Source organism: Paenibacillus sp. NPDC057934 (genome assembly GCF_042887565.1).
Classification (GTDB): domain Bacteria; phylum Bacillota; class Bacilli; order Paenibacillales; family Paenibacillaceae; genus Paenibacillus_AQ.
In genome coordinates this window covers 218,014-238,240 of record NZ_JBHVPB010000008.1, presented here as the reverse complement: position 1 = coordinate 238,240, position 20,227 = coordinate 218,014, and the positions used below count along the sequence as shown (strand labels likewise).

At 51.5% G+C, this 20,227-nt stretch carries 9 protein-coding genes and 1 pseudogene; 5 read left to right on the top strand and 5 right to left on the bottom strand.

Annotation, left to right across the window (positions count from 1 at the left end; translation table 11 throughout):
* Window positions 1-71: 71 nt before the first annotated feature.
* The 3 genes from ACFVRY_RS19685 to ACFVRY_RS19675 form a co-directional block, all read right to left on the bottom strand.
* Window positions 72-182, bottom strand: coding sequence for a YjcZ family sporulation protein (locus ACFVRY_RS19685; RefSeq protein ID WP_387501989.1), 111 nt, complete (start codon window positions 180-182; stop codon window positions 72-74).
* Window positions 183-338: 156 nt separating this feature from the next.
* Window positions 339-1,640 (bottom strand): aminotransferase class I/II-fold pyridoxal phosphate-dependent enzyme, encoded by a 1,302-nt coding sequence (locus ACFVRY_RS19680; RefSeq protein ID WP_387501988.1) that lies wholly within the window; start codon window positions 1,638-1,640, stop codon window positions 339-341.
* Between the two features lie 345 nt (window positions 1,641-1,985).
* Window positions 1,986-2,603: a pyridoxamine 5'-phosphate oxidase family protein gene (locus tag ACFVRY_RS19675; protein ID WP_387501987.1), complete on the bottom strand. Its 618-nt coding sequence runs from the start codon at window positions 2,601-2,603 to the stop codon at window positions 1,986-1,988.
* Window positions 2,604-2,659: 56 nt separating this feature from the next.
* On the opposite strand from ACFVRY_RS19675, the gene pdxR reads away from it, so the two are divergent.
* The 4 genes from pdxR to ACFVRY_RS19655 all read left to right on the top strand — a co-directional run bounded on the left by pdxR (window position 2,660) and on the right by ACFVRY_RS19655 (window position 13,851).
* Window positions 2,660-4,288, top strand: a complete 1,629-nt coding sequence (gene pdxR, locus ACFVRY_RS19670; RefSeq protein ID WP_483875154.1) for a MocR-like pyridoxine biosynthesis transcription factor PdxR — start codon at window positions 2,660-2,662, stop codon at window positions 4,286-4,288.
* Between the two features lie 53 nt (window positions 4,289-4,341).
* Window positions 4,342-5,127, top strand: coding sequence for a helix-turn-helix domain-containing protein (locus tag ACFVRY_RS19665; protein WP_066376567.1), 786 nt, complete (start codon window positions 4,342-4,344; stop codon window positions 5,125-5,127).
* Window positions 5,128-5,600: 473 nt separating this feature from the next.
* Complete coding sequence (gene gpmA, locus ACFVRY_RS19660; RefSeq protein ID WP_387501986.1) at window positions 5,601-6,350, top strand: 2,3-diphosphoglycerate-dependent phosphoglycerate mutase; 750 nt, start codon at window positions 5,601-5,603, stop codon at window positions 6,348-6,350.
* Between the two features lie 523 nt (window positions 6,351-6,873).
* The gene (locus tag ACFVRY_RS19655; protein ID WP_387501985.1) at window positions 6,874-13,851 is read left to right on the top strand and encodes a glycoside hydrolase family 3 C-terminal domain-containing protein; all 6,978 of its coding nucleotides are present in this window, start codon (window positions 6,874-6,876) and stop codon (window positions 13,849-13,851) included.
* Window positions 13,852-14,005: 154 nt separating this feature from the next.
* On the opposite strand, the gene asd is transcribed toward ACFVRY_RS19655, so the two are convergent.
* Together asd and ACFVRY_RS19645 are read right to left on the bottom strand one after the other, a co-directional pair.
* The gene (gene asd / locus ACFVRY_RS19650; protein WP_387501984.1) at window positions 14,006-14,797 is read right to left on the bottom strand and encodes an archaetidylserine decarboxylase; all 792 of its coding nucleotides are present in this window, start codon (window positions 14,795-14,797) and stop codon (window positions 14,006-14,008) included.
* 102 nt (window positions 14,798-14,899) lie between these two features.
* The gene (locus ACFVRY_RS19645; protein WP_387501982.1) at window positions 14,900-15,982 is read right to left on the bottom strand and encodes a YheC/YheD family endospore coat-associated protein; all 1,083 of its coding nucleotides are present in this window, start codon (window positions 15,980-15,982) and stop codon (window positions 14,900-14,902) included.
* 195 nt (window positions 15,983-16,177) lie between these two features.
* On the opposite strand from ACFVRY_RS19645, the pseudogene ACFVRY_RS19640 reads away from it, so the two are divergent.
* Window positions 16,178-20,227, top strand: a pseudogene (locus ACFVRY_RS19640) (hypothetical protein); the annotation flags it as partial.

Here is a 20,227-nt window from a genome sequence, read left to right as displayed (position 1 = left end):
TGCGAATGTGATGCGGTGCCCAAAGAATAAGAAGAGCGCAGAGGCGCTCTTCTTTACTTTGTCAGTTCCACTTAGATAAAGAGTGAACGGCTGATGATGACCAGCAGGATAAAGAGAACCAAAATGGCGCCAGTACTTGTGAATCCACCGTGTCCGTATCCGCCTCTAACTTCTTCGCTCATGTTCATTCCCCTTCCGCATGTGAGTGTGTGTACTTGAGTACATCGTATTGTATGTGCGGAGGGGATAGGGTGTATAGGCCAATGCCGGAGTGGATGACAAAAAAATATCAGCCCCGGATCAAGTCGGGACTGATAATGGATGAAAAATCAGTGAAATCAAGCTTTTTCAAGATCACGAACGCCTGCATAGACCAGATCGAACAGGTCTTCCAGATGCTCCTCTTCAATACAGGAAAAGGCAATGCGTAGATCGGTCTCGCCGAGTGCGATAGTGCCAAGTCCATAATGGTGAATGAGATGCAGCCGCAGCGCTTCTGCAGAGACAGTTTTCAGCTTCAGGCACATGAAGTAGCCGGAGTTGAACGGATAGTAAGTCCAGACGTCTTCGCCGTATTTTCCGCTATCGAGCAGCGTCTTCACTTTATTGGCGCGACCTTTCATGATTTGGAACTTCTCTTCCTTCTGAGCGGAGAATTCAGGTGCCTTCAGCGCGTCCAGCACGAAGGTCTGCGACGGATGGGCTCCGCTGGAGATGGTGGCACGGATAATGCCGAGCGTCTTCTGCTCCAGTGCAGACAGTAATTCTTTGTTCTCCGAAGCAAAGGTGATGAAACCCACACGGAAACCCCAGACGAACTCTTCTTTCGTCGCTCCGTCCACCTTCACAGCAAGAACACGTGGATGCAGGCTGGCCAGCTTGCCGAACAGGGATTCCTTAAGTGAATCCTCGAAGAACAGTCCGAAATATGCATCATCACTAACGACAACTACGTTAATGCCTTCCTCGGCTGCGCGGAGAATGGCTGCAACAATCTCTTCACCTTCCTGAAGCCCCGGGGTATAACCCGTAGGATTGTTAGGGAAGTTGAGCAGTACGATTGCTTTACCGCGTTCTTTCTGAGCGAGCAGCGCATCCAGCAGGCCTGCACTATTGAAGGTCATTTCGTCCGTGAAGAGCGGATAGTTAACGGTCTCGGCATGACGACGAATGCCAAAGGTCAACTCATAGTTCTCCCAGTTCTTGTCCGGATAGATGACGGCATCGCCCGGCTCTGCGAACAAGTCTGCAACAATGCTAAGCCCATGAGTAAGTGCGTTGGTCACAACGGGGTTGCTGAAGGACTTGCCTTCCAATGAAGGGTTTTCGCGCAGCATCTTCTCACGCCACACCGTGCGCAGCTCCGGCTTGCCTGCCGGAGGAGCATAGCTGTAAAGATCCTTGGGGCTGTAAGCAGAGAGTTTATCTTGAATGACGCCAAGGTGCATAGGTACGCCGCCTTCAGTGGCAATGCCAATCGTAGCGTTGTATTTCTTGGCATGAGCACCCGCTTCCGCAGATTGGCTCAGAATCCCTTCTTTCGGGAAATAAATTTCCTTGCCAAGGGTAGAGAGCATCTCGTAGACATGTTCATTTCCGGCTTTGATACTTTCGTTCAATTGTCCAGCCAATGAATTCATCAGTTTCATCCTTCCGGGTTATCTTGGGGAATAGATACGCTTAACATTGCCTAACATTATAACATCGCGAAATGCCGCCGTCACTGATGAAAGCGCGTTTTTTTCAAATAGTTTTACGACACTTCAGGCGGCTTTAGAAGTCCGGTTTAGATTTGAAAAAAGAACTGTCCGCAGTAGACGGACAGTTCTTTTTGGGCTTCATTTCATAAGGGGGCAGCACTTTGCTACACCTGCCTTGATGGAAGCAGGAAAGACATGCTTGGATACCTCAAGTATTCGAGAAAGTCCGGCAAGTATACGTTGTCCACTGGACTAAAACTTGAGATGACTCTACCTCTTCCTTTATCAATCATGCGGATAAGGGCAGAACTTCTTCATCATTTCTATCGTTTCTGCATCCCGTTCTCCGTTCCGCTCTGCTAGACCGCTAATCACGCCTGTCCGTTCGTCTTGTTTGAGATTCTGTCCGAATTTGAATTTGGCGGTCAACTCATCCGGCGTAATGCGGACAACGGCAACGCCCTTCAGGCGGCCACGATATTGTGGGTCAGTCGCATCAATCTCGTCATAGCCGCCCTCGGGCTGGAGCTTTTTCATAAACAGGGCGAACACCGTTGCTTTTTCCGTGATATCACTGACCGGTTCGGCGGTACCGAAAGCCGTTACGCTTTTAAAATATGCAGTGGCAGGGCAGGCGAGATGCGGATCGCTGAAATAGGAGGGAATCAGTGCGTACTCGTCCGCAACCGTAAAGCATACCCGCTCCTGGCGGCGGATGGCCTCCATCTTGCCCCCGGCATGGCTGCCGTGAAAATAAAAGCATCCGTCTGTGTAGACAAAATTCAGCGGGGTCACTCTTGGCCGTCCTTGCTCATCCGTAGTGCCGAGGAAGCCGAAGCTCATCTCGTTCAGGAAGGTTTGCAGTTCCTCTTCGTTGTCTACTTGAAATTCTTTTCTGCGCATGTTGAACACTCCTCTGATTCTTGTTTTGTGGAGCATCCGCTCCAGTTTATCCTTGTATGGCTTGGTTTCTACAGGATAGAATGAAAATTGACAATAAAAAAGGACCGATTCATATTATTTTTAGTAGTCCAATTGGTTTCATGAGTGAAAGGAATGAATTCATTATGGAGCTAACATTACCCTACGATCAGTATCTGGCGTTACATCGCTATAAGTATCTGGCACTCTATCATGCTCTGCGTGCGGCCATTTTGGAGGGTACGTTGCCAGGTGGCACCCGGCTGCCATCCACGCGAAGATTGGCCGAGTTGTATAGCCTATCCCGAGGTTCGGCTTCTCAGGTTTATGAAATGCTCTTAGCGGATGGCTATGTTCAGGCGGAGACCGGCCGGGGAACGTTTGTGTCGGAGGATATCTTCGCGGCAACGCATCAGGAGGCCCATGAACGGCCCCTTTCATCCCTTATCACTACTGAAGGGGGTGCTCCAAAGGCTGCGGAATATGGTGAGCCGGCTCATCTTCCACTCTCAGCTTGGGGGAAGCGCCTGACAGCCGCCTCGGCTACAGCCCGAATTTATGAAGACTTGGGAAGCGATGTCATTGATTTTAGCAGCAAGGGACTGCAAATGGCACATTTTCCTTACAGTGAATGGAAAAGCGCTCTCGCCTATGCCGGAGGCAAAGGCGGCACGCTGCTGGAGAGCGCCGGCCCGCCACAGGGCGATGAAGGCTTAAGGCGGGCCATCGCCACACATCTGCGGATTACCCGCGGCATCCGCGCAGAGGCCGGGCAGATCGTGTTGTTCAGCGGCTCGATGCAGGGCATCGTTCTGCTGACCCAACTGCTGCTGGACCCCGGTGCGCCCGCCGTTGCGGAGGACCCCGGCTTTCACGGCATCCGCCGGGCGGTGGAGGTGACCGGCGGGGTGTTAATTCCCGGTACGGTCGATGATAACGGCCTTGTGCCGGAGGACTGGAACGCTCGGCTGCTGTTCGTGACGCCGAGCCGGCAGTTTCCCACAGGCGCGGTGCTGCCCCTGGAGAGGCGGCGGGCGCTGCTGGACTGGGCGCAGCGTCATCATGCCGTCATCCTTGAGGACGACTATGACAGCGAGTTCCGCTGGACGGGCCGTCCGATCGAGCCTCTGAAGGCGCTCGACCGGGAAGACCGTGTGATCTACATTGCCTCCTTCTCCAACACGATGTTCGCGGGCCTGCGGCTCGGCTATGCCGTACTACCGCAGCCGCTTGCCGGCCCTGCGGTGGCCGCCAAGGCCCTCTATGAACCGCTGGCGGCAGGGCTGCTGGAGCAGCGGGCCCTGGCGCGGTTCATGAACACCGGCGGGTACCGCCGCCATCTGCGGCGGATGACCCGCATATACGGCGAGCGCGGGCGGGCCTTCCGCGCCCTGCTCGCATCGCAGCTTGGCGGCTTGTTCGAGCCGCTGCCCGGCGATGCTGGCCTGCATGTGTACGCCCGCTGGCTGGGCAGCGCGGAGGCGTTCGAGGCTTTCCGCGCCGCGGCCCTCCGGCGCGGCGCAGGCTTCAGGGACGCAGGGCTGTACCGGGTAACCCCGGGAGACCCTGCGGCCTGCTTTTATTTTACCCATCTGGATCTTCCCGCTATGGAAGAAGGCATCGGTCGTCTGAAACAGGCATGGGATGATGTGCAAAATGCCACGTGACAAGGTATGATGGAGGAAGAAAAGCTGCACTAAACTTTCAGGAGGTCACATTTATGCTGCATGCATCGCCGTCCTCTTTTGTCATTCTGCCCGCCCTGGCGAAGATTGTGTGCGAACCGGGTTGGAAATGGCAGAAGCGGGAGAAGCCGTTGCAAAATTATGATTTATTCTATATCTGGAGTGGGGAAGGCACGTTGGAGCGCAACGGGGTTCCTTTTGAGGTCGGAAAGGGGAGCTGCTTCCTGTTCCGGCCCGGAGACCATACGGTGGCTTCACATAATCCGCAAAAACCGCTCGTGCTTACATACATTCATTTCGATGTAGCTGAAGATGTAACCGAGGTTCCACAGCCTTACCGCGTACTCACGGAGACGGTGGAATTCGAGCATCTGCTTGCCCGTTATGTCAGGCTCTTTCTTGTGCAGACCTTCGCTGCGGAGCAAGAAGGCCAACTGATCCTGAAGCAACTGATGATTCACTTGCTGCGGGAGGATCGGGTCATGCCAGTGGAGCGTCATGTCAGCAATCAGCTTGCCGAGGTGATTCATGAGGTAGCCAACTATGTAAGCCAGCATCCCGGTTTATCGCACCGGGTGGAGGATCTTGCCGCCCGGGCGGGACTGTCGTCGCGGTATTTCTCCATTAAATTCAAGGAGCTTACCGGCTCGTCCGTTCAGTCCTATGTTATCCGTGCCCGAATTGAACGGGCCCAGCATTTGCTGCTGTATGCCGGGATGAACGTTACCGAAGTGGCGGACGCGCTGGGGTACCGTGATATTTTCTTCTTCAGCCGCCAGTTCAAGCAGTATACGGGCAAAAGTCCCTCTGAGATCCGCTGATATCGTGGGGCGTGATTATATATTGAATTTAAGATATTAACATAAGGGTGGGGGCGCTCCGGTGAAACTTGGACTTTCGGCCGCTGTTGTCTCCAGATTTCTTTAGATTGTATCGCTATTAGCGGATGAAATCCGGAGACAGCCTATGCTTCCGATGCTAGCTTTCCTTTGGAAAGCTTTCAGGCGGTCGCTTTCGCTCCTACAGTTCCAATCTCCCCCTCCCCTCCTTCTCCCCTTTTCGTTTCTTTCTTTTATTCAACTTATATAATTACAATGCATATAAGAAATAACAGAGAACCGGTGCCCACGTGGGCACTGGTTTTTTGTGATGTCATAGCTGGCGGGAGTATAATCGTACTATAGAAGCGTATCCTTCGGACGTAACCGGGGTATAAGGAATATAAGTGCGCTTTTGTCAGGGGTGCTACATAAGGACCTTGGGGATGACACCACAGGCTAAAGGAGAGAGAGAAATGTATGAGATTGTGTTAATACGGCATGGTGAGAGTGAATATAATAGGCAGAACCTGTTCACAGGCTGGAGTGACCCCGATCTGACCGAAAAAGGAGTCCAGGAGGCCAAGGAAGCAGGCAAACTGCTGAGAGAAGCCGGGTATACATTCGATCTGGCCTTTGCCTCCGTGTTAAAGCGTTCCATTAAGACCTTGCATTATATTCTTGAGGAATTGGATCTGTTGTGGCTTCCGGTACAGAAATCCTGGAAGCTGAATGAGCGTCATTATGGGGCGCTGCAAGGGCTCAGCAAGAGTGAAACGGCCGTGAAATACGGTGAGGAGCAGCTTCATATCTGGCGGCGTAGTCTGTCGGTCCGTCCACCGCTTCTAGAGCCGGATGATCCAAGATATCCCCGGAGTGATATCCGTTATCAAAATGTCCGAGAGGGAGATATTCCGCGTGGTGAGAGCCTGGAGGATACCGTACATCGGGTCGGTGACTTTTGGGTCAACCGGATTGTACCACTGATTCGCAAGAAGGAGCGGGTTCTGATCTCTGCGCATGGCAATACACTGCGGGCGTTGATCAAATATATGGAAGACATTGACGAGGCGACCCTACTGGACTTGAATATTCCTACAGGTGTTCCGCTGGTTTACAAGCTGGATGAGAATGTGAATCCGATCAGTCGCTTCTATCTTGGGGAACCGGCTGAAGTTCAGGCTAAAGCCCAGGAGGTAGCCAATCAAAGTAAGGTTACAGAGTAAATCGAATGAGGTTAACGTGGCGGCCGATACAGGCTGATCAAGGAAAAAGGGAGTTCTATAAGCCAGATGATGGCTTTGGAACTCCCTTTTATGCGGTAAAGCGGCATGAAATAAATGATACATGAGGATATTCATGGAACGGATGAGGATTTTCTATGTTAGGATGAAAATTCTGATGCTACTATCAAGATGAGCTAATCAAGCAAAGGGGGAATCAATGAATATTCTCACACTTACAGGTGTTTGGAAGTTATGTTCCGGTCTTCGTTTCAACAAACATAAATCCGCAATATTGGAGGTGATCCCCTGAGATTGTAGCCTGTTCTTGAGCAATTCTGAATTCCACGCTATCAATAGATACAGCAATATCGGCAGAATAATCCCCCTAATTAACAAATAACCCCATATTATTTAATAAATGAATGTTCGTGTATTTACGTGTCGTTTTTTGCAGACTCCGATCGGGTTCTATTAAAGTGTATCTCTCAAGCTATCCCTTAAACGAAAGGAATGGTGTATAAGAATGAGGAAGAATTGTAACCGCTTACTTAAGATCGTGCTCAGCTTTATCCTGCTTGCCTCAATCATAGTGCCTGGCACCAGTTCTCCTGCTTTGGCCAAGGTTCTGCCTGGATTGGCGGATGTGTCGAGAGAAGTAGCCGCCGAAGGGATTGTGCTGCTGCAAAATCCGGAGTATAAGCTTGGGAGTTCCCCAGTGAATGAGAATGAGCAAGTACTTCCGATCAAGAAGAGTGAGAACGTATCGGTGTTTGGCCGCATACAAGCGCATTACTACAAATCCGGCACAGGCTCCGGCGGAGCTGTTCGTGTGGAGTATGTGAATGGCATTCTGGAGGGATTGCGGAATAACCCCAGTCTCAAATTGAATGAAGATCTGGCGAAGATCTATGCGGAGTGGATCAAAACACATCCGTTTAACAATGGCGGCGGTGGATGGGCAGCTGAGCCTTGGTCTCAGGCGGAAATGCCTTTGACAGATCCAGTTGTGGATGCAGCAAAAGCAAAATCTGACGCCGCTGTGGTCATCATCGGCAGAACGGCCGGTGAAGACAAGGATAACACGGACGTCAAAGGCGCTTACCGCCTCACGGATCTTGAAGTAGAAATGCTTAACAAGGTATATGCCAAATTTGATCGGGTTGCGATTGTTTTGAACGTAGCGAATGTTATTGATATGTCATGGGCGAAGAACTATCCCAAAGCTGCTATTGTCTATGCATGGCAGGGGGGAATGGAGGGCGGCAGTGCAGTAGCCGACGTGCTGACCGGAGACGTTACGCCAAGCGGCAAATTGAGTGATACGATTGCAGCTACACTGGCTGACTATCGTTCCACCGCCAATTTTGGCAGCAGGACGGAAAATGCATATGCCGAGGACATTTATGTAGGTTATCGTTATTTTGAGACCTTTGCTCCTGAAAAGGTGCTCTATCCATTCGGATTCGGACTTTCCTATACCAATTTCAAGATTACTACAAATAATGTTAACTTTAGCGACGATGAAGTAGCCGTAAACGTAACCGTACAGAATACCGGAAAGACCGAAGGCAAGGAAGTTGTGCAGGTGTATTACGGAGCACCACAAGGGAAGCTTGGCAAGCCAACCAAGGAACTTGCTGCTTTCGCCAAAACCCGGTTGCTTCAACCAGGGGAATCTCAGTCGATCACGATTACGTACGATACCAAAGATATGGCTTCGTATGATGACAGTGGAATTACAGGTCACGATTCCTCCTACGTTCTGGAGGCTGGTGACTATAACATTTTTGTAGGGAATAGCGTAAGAGACAGCGTGAAGCAAAAGACTTATACATTGCCTCAGTTGAAGGTTGTAGAAGTTCTACAGGAAGCGCTTGCACCGACTAAGAATTTTGACCGTATTAAACCAGGTGCGCCTAAGGGTGACGGAACCTTTATTGAGGTTACTGAAAAGGTACCGACACGGAGTAACAACCTGGATGAGAGAATCAAGCAAAACCTCCCTGCGGCTATTCCGCAGACTGGAGACAAGGGCTACACCTTATTGGATGTGTACAATCAAAAAGTTACGATAGACCAGTTCATCGCTCAATTCTCTAACAATGATCTGGGGGCGATTATTCTAGGGGAAGGGATGTCCAGCCCTAAAGTTACTGCCGGTACTGCTGCGGCATTTGGCGGCGTCACCCAAAATCTGCTGAAATTCGGGCTTCCGATCGACAGTGCTGCCGACGGCCCATCGGGTATCCGGATGGAGACCAACGCAGAGAGAGCAACCAGTATTCCGAACGGGACGATGCTGGCCTGCACCTGGAATACTGAACTGAATGAAAGACTGTTCGACCTGCTCGGCAAAGAAATGCTGATCAATAATATTGACACTTTGCTTGGACCAGGGATCAATATCCACAGAAGTCCGCTGAACGGCAGAAACTTTGAGTATTTCTCAGAGGACCCGCTGCTGACAGGTATCATGGCTGCTGCGCAGACAAAAGGCCTTCAGAAGAACGGTACAGCACCAACACTCAAGCATTTCGTGGCTAACAACCAAGAAACGGACAGACACCTTGTCAATGCACTCGTCTCGGAAAGAGCATTGCGCGAGATTTACTTGAAAGGCTACGAGATGGCGATAAAGACCGGGAAAGCGCGTTCAGTGATGACGTCCTATGGACCAGTCAACGGAACTTGGGCTGCCAGTAACTATGATCTGAATACCACCATCCTGCGCGGAGAATGGGGCTTTGATGGTATTGTTATGACAGACTGGTGGGCCAAGTTGAGTGAGGATCAAGGCTTCTATGCCACCTCCAATCGTTATGACGAAACGAACGGTAAATCCATGGTTCGCGCACAAAACGATTTGTACATGGTCATTCCGAATAATAATGCAGAGACTCACAGAAACCGGAATAACAGCACCTTCAATACGATGGCTTCGCTTACGAACGGCAGCCTGACCGTGGGCGAATTGCAACGCTCTGCCAAAAATATTGTGAAGTTCCTGATCCAATCCCCAGCTTTTGCAAGAACAGCTAAAATTGATTATGTGGTCAACTATACGCCAGGAAAAGACTGGTTCCGGGTAAATACGGGTAAAGCGGGAGATCCGCAGCTCACCGGGATTACCGTAGGCGGCAAGAAGATCAAAATCTTCAATCCATTGAAACTGGATTATAAAGCGTTTGGCGAGACAGATGAAACCAGCAGCTATCCTGAAGTTAAGGCTACAGGAATGGCTGGGGTAGACGTAAAGGTCCTTCAAGCCGACAAGGATCGTCCGGCTGCTGTAATTACAGCTACTGCCGGAGGAGAAAAACGGACGTATAAAGTAATTTTCTCCTCGGAGGAAGGTCTGGAGCCGATATTTGAGAATCCAACCTATGCCTTTTTGAAGAGTATTTCCGTTGGCGGCAAGCCGCTTGAAGGGTTCTCGCAGACCCGATTCAGTTACGATGTAGGTCTCACTAATGGGGCTGTGTTGCCTGCAGTTACGTTTGAAACCAATACAGGCATAACAGCGAAGGCAACAGTAGATAACGTTAATAAAAGAGTGACCATCAAAGCTGTAAGTACAGACCAAGCTAACTCCTATGTGATCCAGTTTGGTACGACACCACAGAGCGACGAGTTCAACAGTACCACGTTGAACAGCTTCTGGACCATTAATAAAGAAACCGCTACAAATGTGGAAAATAAAAATAACTGGTCGTTAAGCACGGTTCCCGGATTCTTGAGAATCATTGCTGAAAGAGGCGATTTCTGGAGCGATCATGCCGATCTGAGAAACTATTTCCAGCAGGAAGCCTTTGGCAATTGGGAAGCTACAGTTAAAATTAATATGAGCAAAGCGCCAAATCAAAATTATAACGGTGTAGGTATCACCGCTTCACAGGATAACAACAACTATATCTGGGTGAAGTATGAATTCAGCACCGGCAAAATTATAGGTATGGTCAAAGAAACTGGAGGAGCAGCACCTGTAACCATCGGGCAGCTCTCAGCCAGCCAGGTGACCAACGTGTTCGGAGACAAGAAAGAGCTGTATCTGCGTCTCAAAAAAATAGGTAACAGCTACTCCGGTTATGCCAGTGCAGATGGCGTTGAGTATATCTCGCTCGGCAGTACAACTGCGAATTATGCCAATCCGAAGTTTGGATTACTGGCCTCCAACGGCAGCCAGGTTCTCACAGAGCCATTTATTGCTGATTTTGACTATGTGAGAATCAAAAGTGATGTGGCTCTGGGTGTGAAGAAAATTGGAAAAAACACCAAACTGAAGGTGGCTGAGACGGAGTTTGCCTCCATTACACCAGTCATCACGCCGGTCACTTGTAACGATGTAGATGGCGGATTATGCTACACCAACACCAGTAAAGGTGAAGCAATCTCCTATAAAGTGAATGTGGAGAAGGCAGGTACGTACAAAGTCACATCACGTCTTCGTTCCAGCCAGTCCGACGTTGCTCAAATGTCCTTCGGCGTCTATGATGGCGAGAAACATCTGGGCACCTTCGATCTGACCACGACTAAGGGCGAATGGAAAACGTTCAGAATTCCGGATGTTCAATTATCAGCTGGTGAACATAATCTTAGAATTGCATTTGAAAGCGCTGGCATTGATATCAACTGGCTGACCTTCCAGCTGAAGCAGGATAATGTAGACACATCAGCGTTGGACGCAGCTATCAAAGCCGCACAGAACATTGATATGAATGCTTATACATCCTACAAAAAGCTCAAATTCAATGCTGTGCTAGAAGAAATGAAGGGTATACTTCTGGAACCGATCAATGACGAGGTTGTTGCAGACGCGATTGCTGTTCTAAATGCTGCTATCGTAGATTTAAACTCCTCTTCCATGCCGGTCAATCTTGCACCAAAGGATACTCAAAGTGTGGATAACGGCACTCGAATCTATGCATATAACGCACCATGGATCTATGCAGGCAATACCCAATTCAGATTTGAAGCGGGTACGGACGCCATGAGTTATGTCAATTCCAATGACCTTGTCTACTTTGGTCAGATTGACTTGACCAATCTGGTAGAAGTAAGAGTGCAGTACGCTCGTGAAGGCGGATCTTCCCCATCCTTCAAGTTCTATACCGAGGCAGACAATACGGGGAAACCGGTAAAACGTTCTACTACACAAGGCAGAGTGTATGCTGATGCCTATAGTGGTGGCGGTTCTTTTGAATACGGCAATGAGTTTGCCAGCATTACTCTGGCGCAAAAAGCAGGCGCTGCCTGGACCGGATATGGCATGGCAAGCACCAAGCAAACGTTGGGGAATGCCAATATTGATCATTATCTGACAGCAGAGACTTTCCTGGACAGAATCAAAGTAACTGGTAAACAAAATGTGTATATGAGATTCAATGGATTGAATGCCAATCTGCAATATGTTGAATTCATTTATGCCCAGCCGATTGAAGTGAGCTTCGATCTCAATTACGTGGATGCACCGGCACCATCCAAGGTAACCGCTCTCAAGGGTGAAGTTTTCGGAACCTTGCCTGAAGCACCAGTTCGTGAAGGCTACATCTTCGAAGGCTGGTTCGACAACAAGGAGGCCGAAGGCAATGCTTTGACAGCTCAGACCGTATTGAACGAGAGCACCTCGTTCTACGCGAAGTGGAAAGTGGATATCCAGGCCAGAGAGATTGTATCCATTGCCCAGCCACAGTTACTCAGTGTAACGTTCGGTACGACCGCCGAGGATTTGAACCTTCCGAGTACAGTGGAAGCTACACTTGGCAGCCATAAAACAGTTAACTTGACTGTACATTGGGATACCAAGGATTATAACGGTGGCAAAGCAGGAAACTACACATTGGCAGGAACCTTAGAGCTGCCGGATGGTGTCCTGAATAGTGCCAATAAAACAGTGTCTATCACAGTGGTTGTACTGCCAGAAGGCATCCACCCGATCAAGATTACTGAAGTAGAGAAGCTGGAGAGCAGAAGCGTTGACTTCGGAACGACTTTTGACAAGCTGGATTTACCGTCTTCAGCTACTGTAACACTGGATACGTATGGCACGACGGCACTTGCAGTTGAATGGAGTCCTACAGGCTACAACGGCAATGCAGAAGGATCGTACACCCTAAACGGCACACTGGTGCTGGAAGAAGGAATGATCAATCCGAGCGATCTGAAAGCTTCCATTATCGTTAACGTATTGCCGGAAGTGGTTAAGGTTGCCAAGATTACCGCAGTGCAGGAATTGGAAGGCAAGAGTATTCCGTTTGGAACTGAATTTAGCGGATTGAAGCTGCCATCCTCAGTTACAGCGACATTGGATACTGGCGAGACGAAGAACATCACCGTGAAATGGAGCAGTGAAGGCTACAATGGTCATCAGGAAGGAAGCTATACTTTGAGCGGCACATTGGTGCCAACTGAGGGAATTATTAATCCAGACGGCCTGAAGGCATCTATTACGGTTCATGTCCTGCCGGAAGTCATTAAGCTGGCAGAAATTAAGACCGTTCAAGCATTGGCGAGCAAGAGTGTTGCTTACGGTACTGGCTTTAATGGGTTGGAACTGCCAGGGACAGTATCCGTAACCTTGAACAACGGAGACACCAAGATCGTTTCTGTTCAATGGAACCAAGAGGGCTATAACGGTAATGCAGAAGGAACATACACACTTACGGGGAACCTGATCCTACCGGAAGGAGTGGTTAATCCGCAAAGCCTGAAGGCGGAGATCACAGTAGTGGTCAGACCTTACAGTGGTGGAAGTTCAGGTGGTGATGGTGGTTCGAGCGGAGGCGGGCAGCAGCCTGGAGGGTCGATCCCAAGCACACCGGTTACTCCAGCTGTTCCAGGAGAAGTTGTTAAACCTGGAGAGCAACAACCTCAGACTCCAACTACAGGTGAAGCTACCAAGACACCTGAGCAACTCAAACAAGAGTTGAGTCTCAAATTTAAAGATGCTTCGTTGATTCCAAGCTGGGCGGAATCTGCGATAGCAGCCTTGGCTGAGAAAAATATTATCGGCGGACGCACGGATGGAACCTTTGATCCGAGCGGCCAAGTGAACCGTGCAGAATTCCTGGCTATGGTAGTCAAGAGCTTTGACTTCAGTATGGGCGACCAACAAAAATCATTCACTGACGTTCTGAGCGGAGCCTGGTATAAAAACTTTGTTGATATCGGAACGTCTAATAATCTGATCAACGGCATCGGTAATGGCCTGTTTGCTCCTAACAAGAGTATCAGCCGTCAGGACTTGTGTGTCATCGCATTCAATGCATTGAAGAAGCTGAATGTGGAGCTGCCGCAAGTGACCGGACATGACTTCCCGGATGATGCTTCTATTGCAGGATACGCCAAAGAAGCCGTCTACGCCTTCAAACAGCTTGGAATTGTTAATGGCGGCACCGGCGGAAAAATGGACCCGACAGCACCGGCTACAAGAGCGGAAGCAGCGGTAATCATTAAGAACGTACTGGATTACTATGCCAGTGTAACAAGCACCACTGTAAAATAACTTCTATTAGAAAGGAGCTGGCAGACTAAATTAGTCTGCCAGCTGTCCAAAGACCATTTTACCTCGCTTAACTAAACAAGGGTATCCCGGCGCCGCTCTTCCAAGCGGACAGGGATACCCTTGTTTTCGTTGTCATTGTAAACTGAACGCTTTACTATAGCGGACGATGCAGGCTGCCCAGCAGCTCGCCCATCTTCACTTTGGTGTTGACGCGCAATCCTGGGCGCGGTGAGAAGGTGCTGTTCTCTGTGAGCAGCACGACCGTTGAACCGAATTCAAAGTAGGCGAGGTCGCCGCCTTTTTCCCATGCAGTTACCTTGTCATCGGCGTAGCGGATGCTGCTGACATTCATTGCGCCTACCTTAACTACTGCCGTCTCGCCGTAGTCTCCGGCAATATAGGTAATGAGACGTTCGTTGCGGCTTAGCACGCCTTTCATATTCCGCATGCCGAATTCATTGACAGGATAGGCCCGTCCACGAATATAATCGCTCTCCACCTTGCGTCCCGCAATCGGAGAATGTATACGGTGATAGTCGGTGGGGCTCAGGTAGAGCACGAAGAAGAATCCCCTTTTGTACAGCTCCAGGTGGGGAGAATGATTGAGCAGTTCCTCCAGTTTATAATCCTGGCCTTTTACATTCATAATAGTGCCAGCCTGTATCTCTCCCATGGCGGTAATCATCGCGTCCACAGGGCTTGCCAGCGCGTTGGGCTCCGGTGCGACAGGACGCATACCGGGCTTCAGCCGTCTGCTGAAGAATTCATTCAGCGTACGGTATTCTTCGAGATTCTTTTCCGCTTCAGCGGCTGGAATACGATAAGAACGAATAAATGCCGGAATAAAGAAACGGCTGAGTCTGCTATGGGATAAGGCCCCCATCACCTGCGAAAGCCATCTGTGTGAGGACAGCTCGGTCATCAGCCGTAGCAATTGTTTAACCATGCCCATCTCCCTTCCATAATACAGCAGTACGGCCCGGAACCCGGACCGTAACCGCTCTGCATTATATTGACATAGAATAGGAGACAAATCAACAACCTTCTACTACGGACTACCGTTTTCGAGCAGAAAACGCGCATAGCCCATAGGTCGGCGGTAGCTGTCTTTCCAGGTCTCGGACAGTCCGGCTTTGCGGAATCCGTAGCGCTGATCGCGCCCGTTGCACTCGATGAAGAACAGACGTCCGTTCGCAGCGATGCCGATATCCAGTCCCACATCAGCCAGCTCCGGAAGGCCCTGCTCCAGCCAACGTGAAACGGCAAGACCAAGAGTACCAACCGACATGCGAAGATGGGCCGCGGCTTCGCCTGGAAAGGCCTTCTCCAGCGCGACATTGGAACGGAGCGCTTCGCCGCCTCTGGCGATGTTCGAGACGAAGCCGCCAGGGGCGGCTACCTTGGCGAACATGCCGGTGATCTGCCATTCCCCGCCCCAGCCACGCTGGACGGTGACGCGCAGATCAAAAGGCCGGCGGCCGATGGCGGCTAACGGGATGCGCTCTTGAACCAGATATGGCACGGCCGCCAGATGGCTCCGCAGCGCTCGTGGCAGTGCATCTACGGTAACGGGAACGCTCACCCAGCGCCGCGATCTGGCGGAGTGGTAAATCCAGGTCCAGTTCCCTGCATTCCGGTGAATCAGGCGCATGACACCTTTGCCGATACTTCCTCGGCAAGGCTTCAAGATGAGATCGGGGAAGCGGTCCATCATAAGCTTCAGCCCGGACAGGCCAAGCGCCGTAGCTGGCAGAAAGTCCCGTAGCTCTGCGTTCTTTCGGAGAAGGGTGTGAATCTCGTCCTTGCCATAACGGTTCCAGGCATTAAAGACCCTGGGACCATGGCGGAGCAGTCTTTTCATGCCAGGGCTGTTCTGATGGTAGATAGCCCGGTTATGAATGACACTGGGCGTGGGGATAACAGTTTTCCGGTATCCCTGGGTTTCTTTTATATAGGCGGCGCTGAAGCCCGAATCTGTATCAATTTCATCCAGACGCAGGAAGCATGGGACCAGGCCGTACACAGCGGCTGCCTCCTCATAGTTGGAAAGGGATTCCTGTCCCGTTCTCAGCCGGGGAACGCCCCGGTGCATCGCTGCATTAAGCAGTATTCCTACGAACTGTTGTCCCATGTTCGTTCCTCCTGTTATCTTCAGTCGCTTACGGCAGTGTGCTTCTCTCCTTAGTGTATGTTTGTACGTCCCGGTCAGGGTGGACGAATGAGCGGCGGCAGATGCCCTTTTTTATGGAGCCAAGGGGGTGTCATTCGCCCACCTCACTGCATATGATACCTAGGAGATACATTCGATGGAAGGAGGGGACTGCTTGTGAGGAAAACCCCAAAAAAGCAGCCGCGCTCTGCTAAAAACAAACTCTACTTCGTAGATAATCCCAACACCGAGGAATTGAGCTTGCTGAGTAGAAGCCAAAAAGTTTCTCCGATGACAGGGAGCGCGGCCGACAATACAAAGGCGGATGAAGAGGCACAGCAGGCATTACAGATTAGCGCGGTGGGGGTGGCGGAAGCAGGTGCGGCGTTGGCCGTGCTGAATGTCGTACCTGCCGGAGAGCAGCAGCGGGAAGAGAAGGTTCAGAATCAGGGAACTCCACAGAAGGAGCAAGAAGCGAATACAACTGTCTTAAGGCCGGCAGAGAAGGAGCGTCTGCAACCCGTGTATACAGATGATCTTTCCGATGCATCCGTTACCGGGGCCAAGATTGCTCCCCGCACGATCGATGGTTCCAAGCTCAAGTACGGTATTATTGGCACACCTTGGCTGCAGGATTATGCCGTACAGAGTATAAATATTGCGGACAAGGCAGTAACTTCCTCCAAGCTTGCTCATGAAGCAGTTTCGGGTGAGCATTTGGCGGAAGGTAGTGTGACTGGGAGCAAGCTGCTGGACCATTCCATTGGCGCAGAAAAGCTGAAGAATGGCAGCATCGGTCCAGATAAGCTTGCAGACCGCGTCATGGACGGCGGTAAAATTGCCGACCATTCCATAGAGAGCCGTCATTTAAGTCAATTCATCATCACGTCGGATTTGTTGGAAGACGGTGCCGTTACCGGTGACAAAATAGGAAGCGGCAGCATTGCCAGCCGCCATTTGGCTAACGGCAGTATTGACCGCTCGAAGCTGGCGGACGGCGTAGTGGCAGAAGACCAGATTGCCGATGGCGGAATCACCGGTGCCAAGCTGGCCCAAGGTATTATTGTAAGTGGTCATCTCGGCGACAGTGTCATCCTGGCGCAGCATCTGGCGCCGGGTGCCATCGGACGGGATCAGCTGGCCAGAGGCCTGATCGGCAAGGAGCAGCTCCAGTCCGGGATCATCGACAGCAGCCATCTGGTTGATGGCGCCATCGGATCGCGCCAGCTCCGCACGGAAGCAGTGCGGGCGACACATCTCAGCCCGGACAGCATCGGCGGGGAACACATCGCCGAAGGGGAGATTACGGGCCGTCATTTGGCCGACCGAAGCATTTCCTTCGTGAAACTAGCAGAGGGGGCTGTCGGTACCGCCCAGCTTGTGGAGCAGGCGGTCACGGCTTCGAAAATCGCGGACCAAAGTGTGCTGGCGCATAAGCTGGCTGATGAAGCCGTGAATACCCGGCACATCGCCAAGTCAGCCGTACGCGGTCCACAACTGGCCGCGCAGTCTGTATCCTCCGTTCATATCCAGCGGGAGACCGTGGAGCATTCTCATCTGGCAGAGAACGCAGTGGGACCCGAGCAGATTCAGGAGGAAGCTGTAAAGACCTTCCATCTTAGTTCCGGTGCGGTTACGGGGGGACAGCTTGCAGTGGAGTCTGTGGGTCAGGAGCATCTCCGCCCACTTAGCATTACTTCTGGCAAGCTGGCGGACGGTGTAGTTACCACCTCTAAATTGGCGGACGGGGCGGTAGGCAGTCATGCTCTCGCCCGGGAAGCGGTCAGCGGGGATCATCTCGCTCAAGGTACGGTGGGGGAGAAGCATTTGTCGGATGCCAGTATCAGCGGGCGTGTGTTAAAGAGTGCCGTAGTGCAGGCCGAACATTTGGCGCCGGGATCGGTAGAGCGTAGGCACCTTGGGGATAACAGTGTGACAGAGACAGCTCTGCAACCCGGCGCGGTTTCGGGCGACAAGCTGGCCTCCGGTGCAGTGAAAGAGATTCATCTGTCCGCAGGGGCAGTTCAACCGCATCATCTGGCTGATTATGCTGTGACCTCACTTAAGCTCTCCCCGGAGAGTGTGTCCACGGATAAACTGGGTGACTTATCGGTCACCTCGATCAAGCTGGCGGACGGTAGCGTGGATTCATCCAAGCTGACGGCGGGTGCCGTTCTTCCCGAGCATTTGTCTCCAGGGGTGATCGGGTCAAGCGCGGTCGCCGACAGTGCCTTACAGGGTAAGCATTTGTCTATTGGAAGTATTGGCGGAACACATATCCGACCATTATCCATCGGCAATGGTCACATTATCCCGAACGCCATATCGTCTATTCAGCTTCAGAATGGAAGTATCGACAGCAGTAAGCTGGCGAAGGGTTCGGTGAATGCTGGTCACCTGGCAGCGGATAGTGTGGAGGAAGGTCATCTGGGTTCCGGTACCGTCAAAGGCCGCCATATCGACTTTGGTGAAATTACACTGCAGCATTTAGCAGAGGAAGTACGGACAGCAGAACTGCTGCCAGATAGAAGTATTACCGGAGAGAAGCTCGCCGACAGCGCTATCGGTCCCCTTCATCTCGCACTGGAGAGTGTGTACGGTGAACATATAGCCGGGGATACCGTAGAAGGCCATCATATCGTGTATGGTAGTATCACGCTGGAGCATCTTGCGCAAGAGACGCGGACAGCTAAGCTGTTGCCGGACGGCAGCATTACCGGAGCGAAGTTGGCGGAAGGCTCGGTGAACACTGCCCATCTCACACCGGGCAGTATAAAGGGTCAGCACTTGGACGATCAGTCGATAGAAAACCGTCACATATTACCCGGCAGTATCACCATGGAGCATCTGGCGGAAGAAGTACGGACATCCGAGCTGTTGCCCGATGGCAGCATTACTGGAGAAAAGCTGGCAAAAGGCTCTGTAGGTTCATTCCACCTTACACCGGGCAGTGTATATGGCGAGCATTTAGCCGGGGAGATGGTAGAAGGCCATCATATCCGTTCCGGCAGCATTACGCTGGAGCATCTGGACGGAGAAGTGCGGACAGCTGTTCTGCTGCCTGATGGTAGTATTACCGGGGTAAAGCTGGCGCAGGATGCTGTAGGTTCCCTTCATCTAGCTCCGGGAAGTATTTATGGCGAGCATTTAGCTGGAGAGATGGTAGAGGGTCGTCACATCATCCCTGGCAGTATCTCCATGCAGCATCTGGCTGAAGAGGTGCGATCGGCTGAGCTTTTCCCTGACGGCAGCATTACTGGTGCCAAGCTGGCGGAGAGCTCCGTAGGCTCCACTCAACTAGCGCTGGGCAGTGTGTACGGCGAGCATCTGGCTGCAGAGACGGTCGATAGCCGTCACATCATACCTGGGTGCATTACCTTGTCACATCTGGCTGAAGAGGTACGGACAGCTGAACTATTGGTGGACGGAAGCATTACCGGAGAAAAGCTGGCGGAAGGCTCTATAGATTCGCTCCACCTAGCCTCGGGCAGTGTGAATGGGAAACATATTGCAGACGAGACGGTCGATAGCCGCCATATCCTCCCGGGCAGTATCACACTTGTGCATCTGGCCGAAGAGGTGCAGACAGCCGAACTGTTGGTGGACGGAAGCATTACCGGAGAGAAGCTGGCAGAAGGCTCTGTAGGTTCGCTTCATTTAGCCCCGGACAGTGTAAATGGGAAGCATATCGCAGACGAAACAGTCGATAGCCGCCATATCCTCCCGGGCAGTATTACTCTGTCACATTTGGCAGAAGAAGTGCGGACAGCCGAACTGTTGGTGGACGGAAGCATTACCGGAGAAAAGCTAGCCACGGGTTCTGTCGGGTCAGTGCATCTAGCACAGGGCAGCGTATACGGCGGGCATTTAGCTGGAAAGACCGTAGAGAGCCGTCACATTCGTTCTGGCAGTATCACCCTTGCGCATTTGGCAGAGGAAGTGTATACGTCCGATCTCGTGCCTGATGGCAGCATAACGGAAGCGAAGCTGGCAGAGGGGGCTGTGAACGGACAGCATTTGAAGCCCGATAGTATAACCGCCGGGCACCTAGCTGAGCAAAGTGTGGAAGAGCGACATTTAAGACCCGGAATTATCAAGCTTGAGCATCTGACAGAAGAGGTGTACACGTCCGATCTCCTGCCTGATGGCAGCATCACCCTTGCGCATTTGGCAGAGGAGGTATACACGTCTGATCTTCTGCCTGATGGTAGCATAACAGAAGTGAAG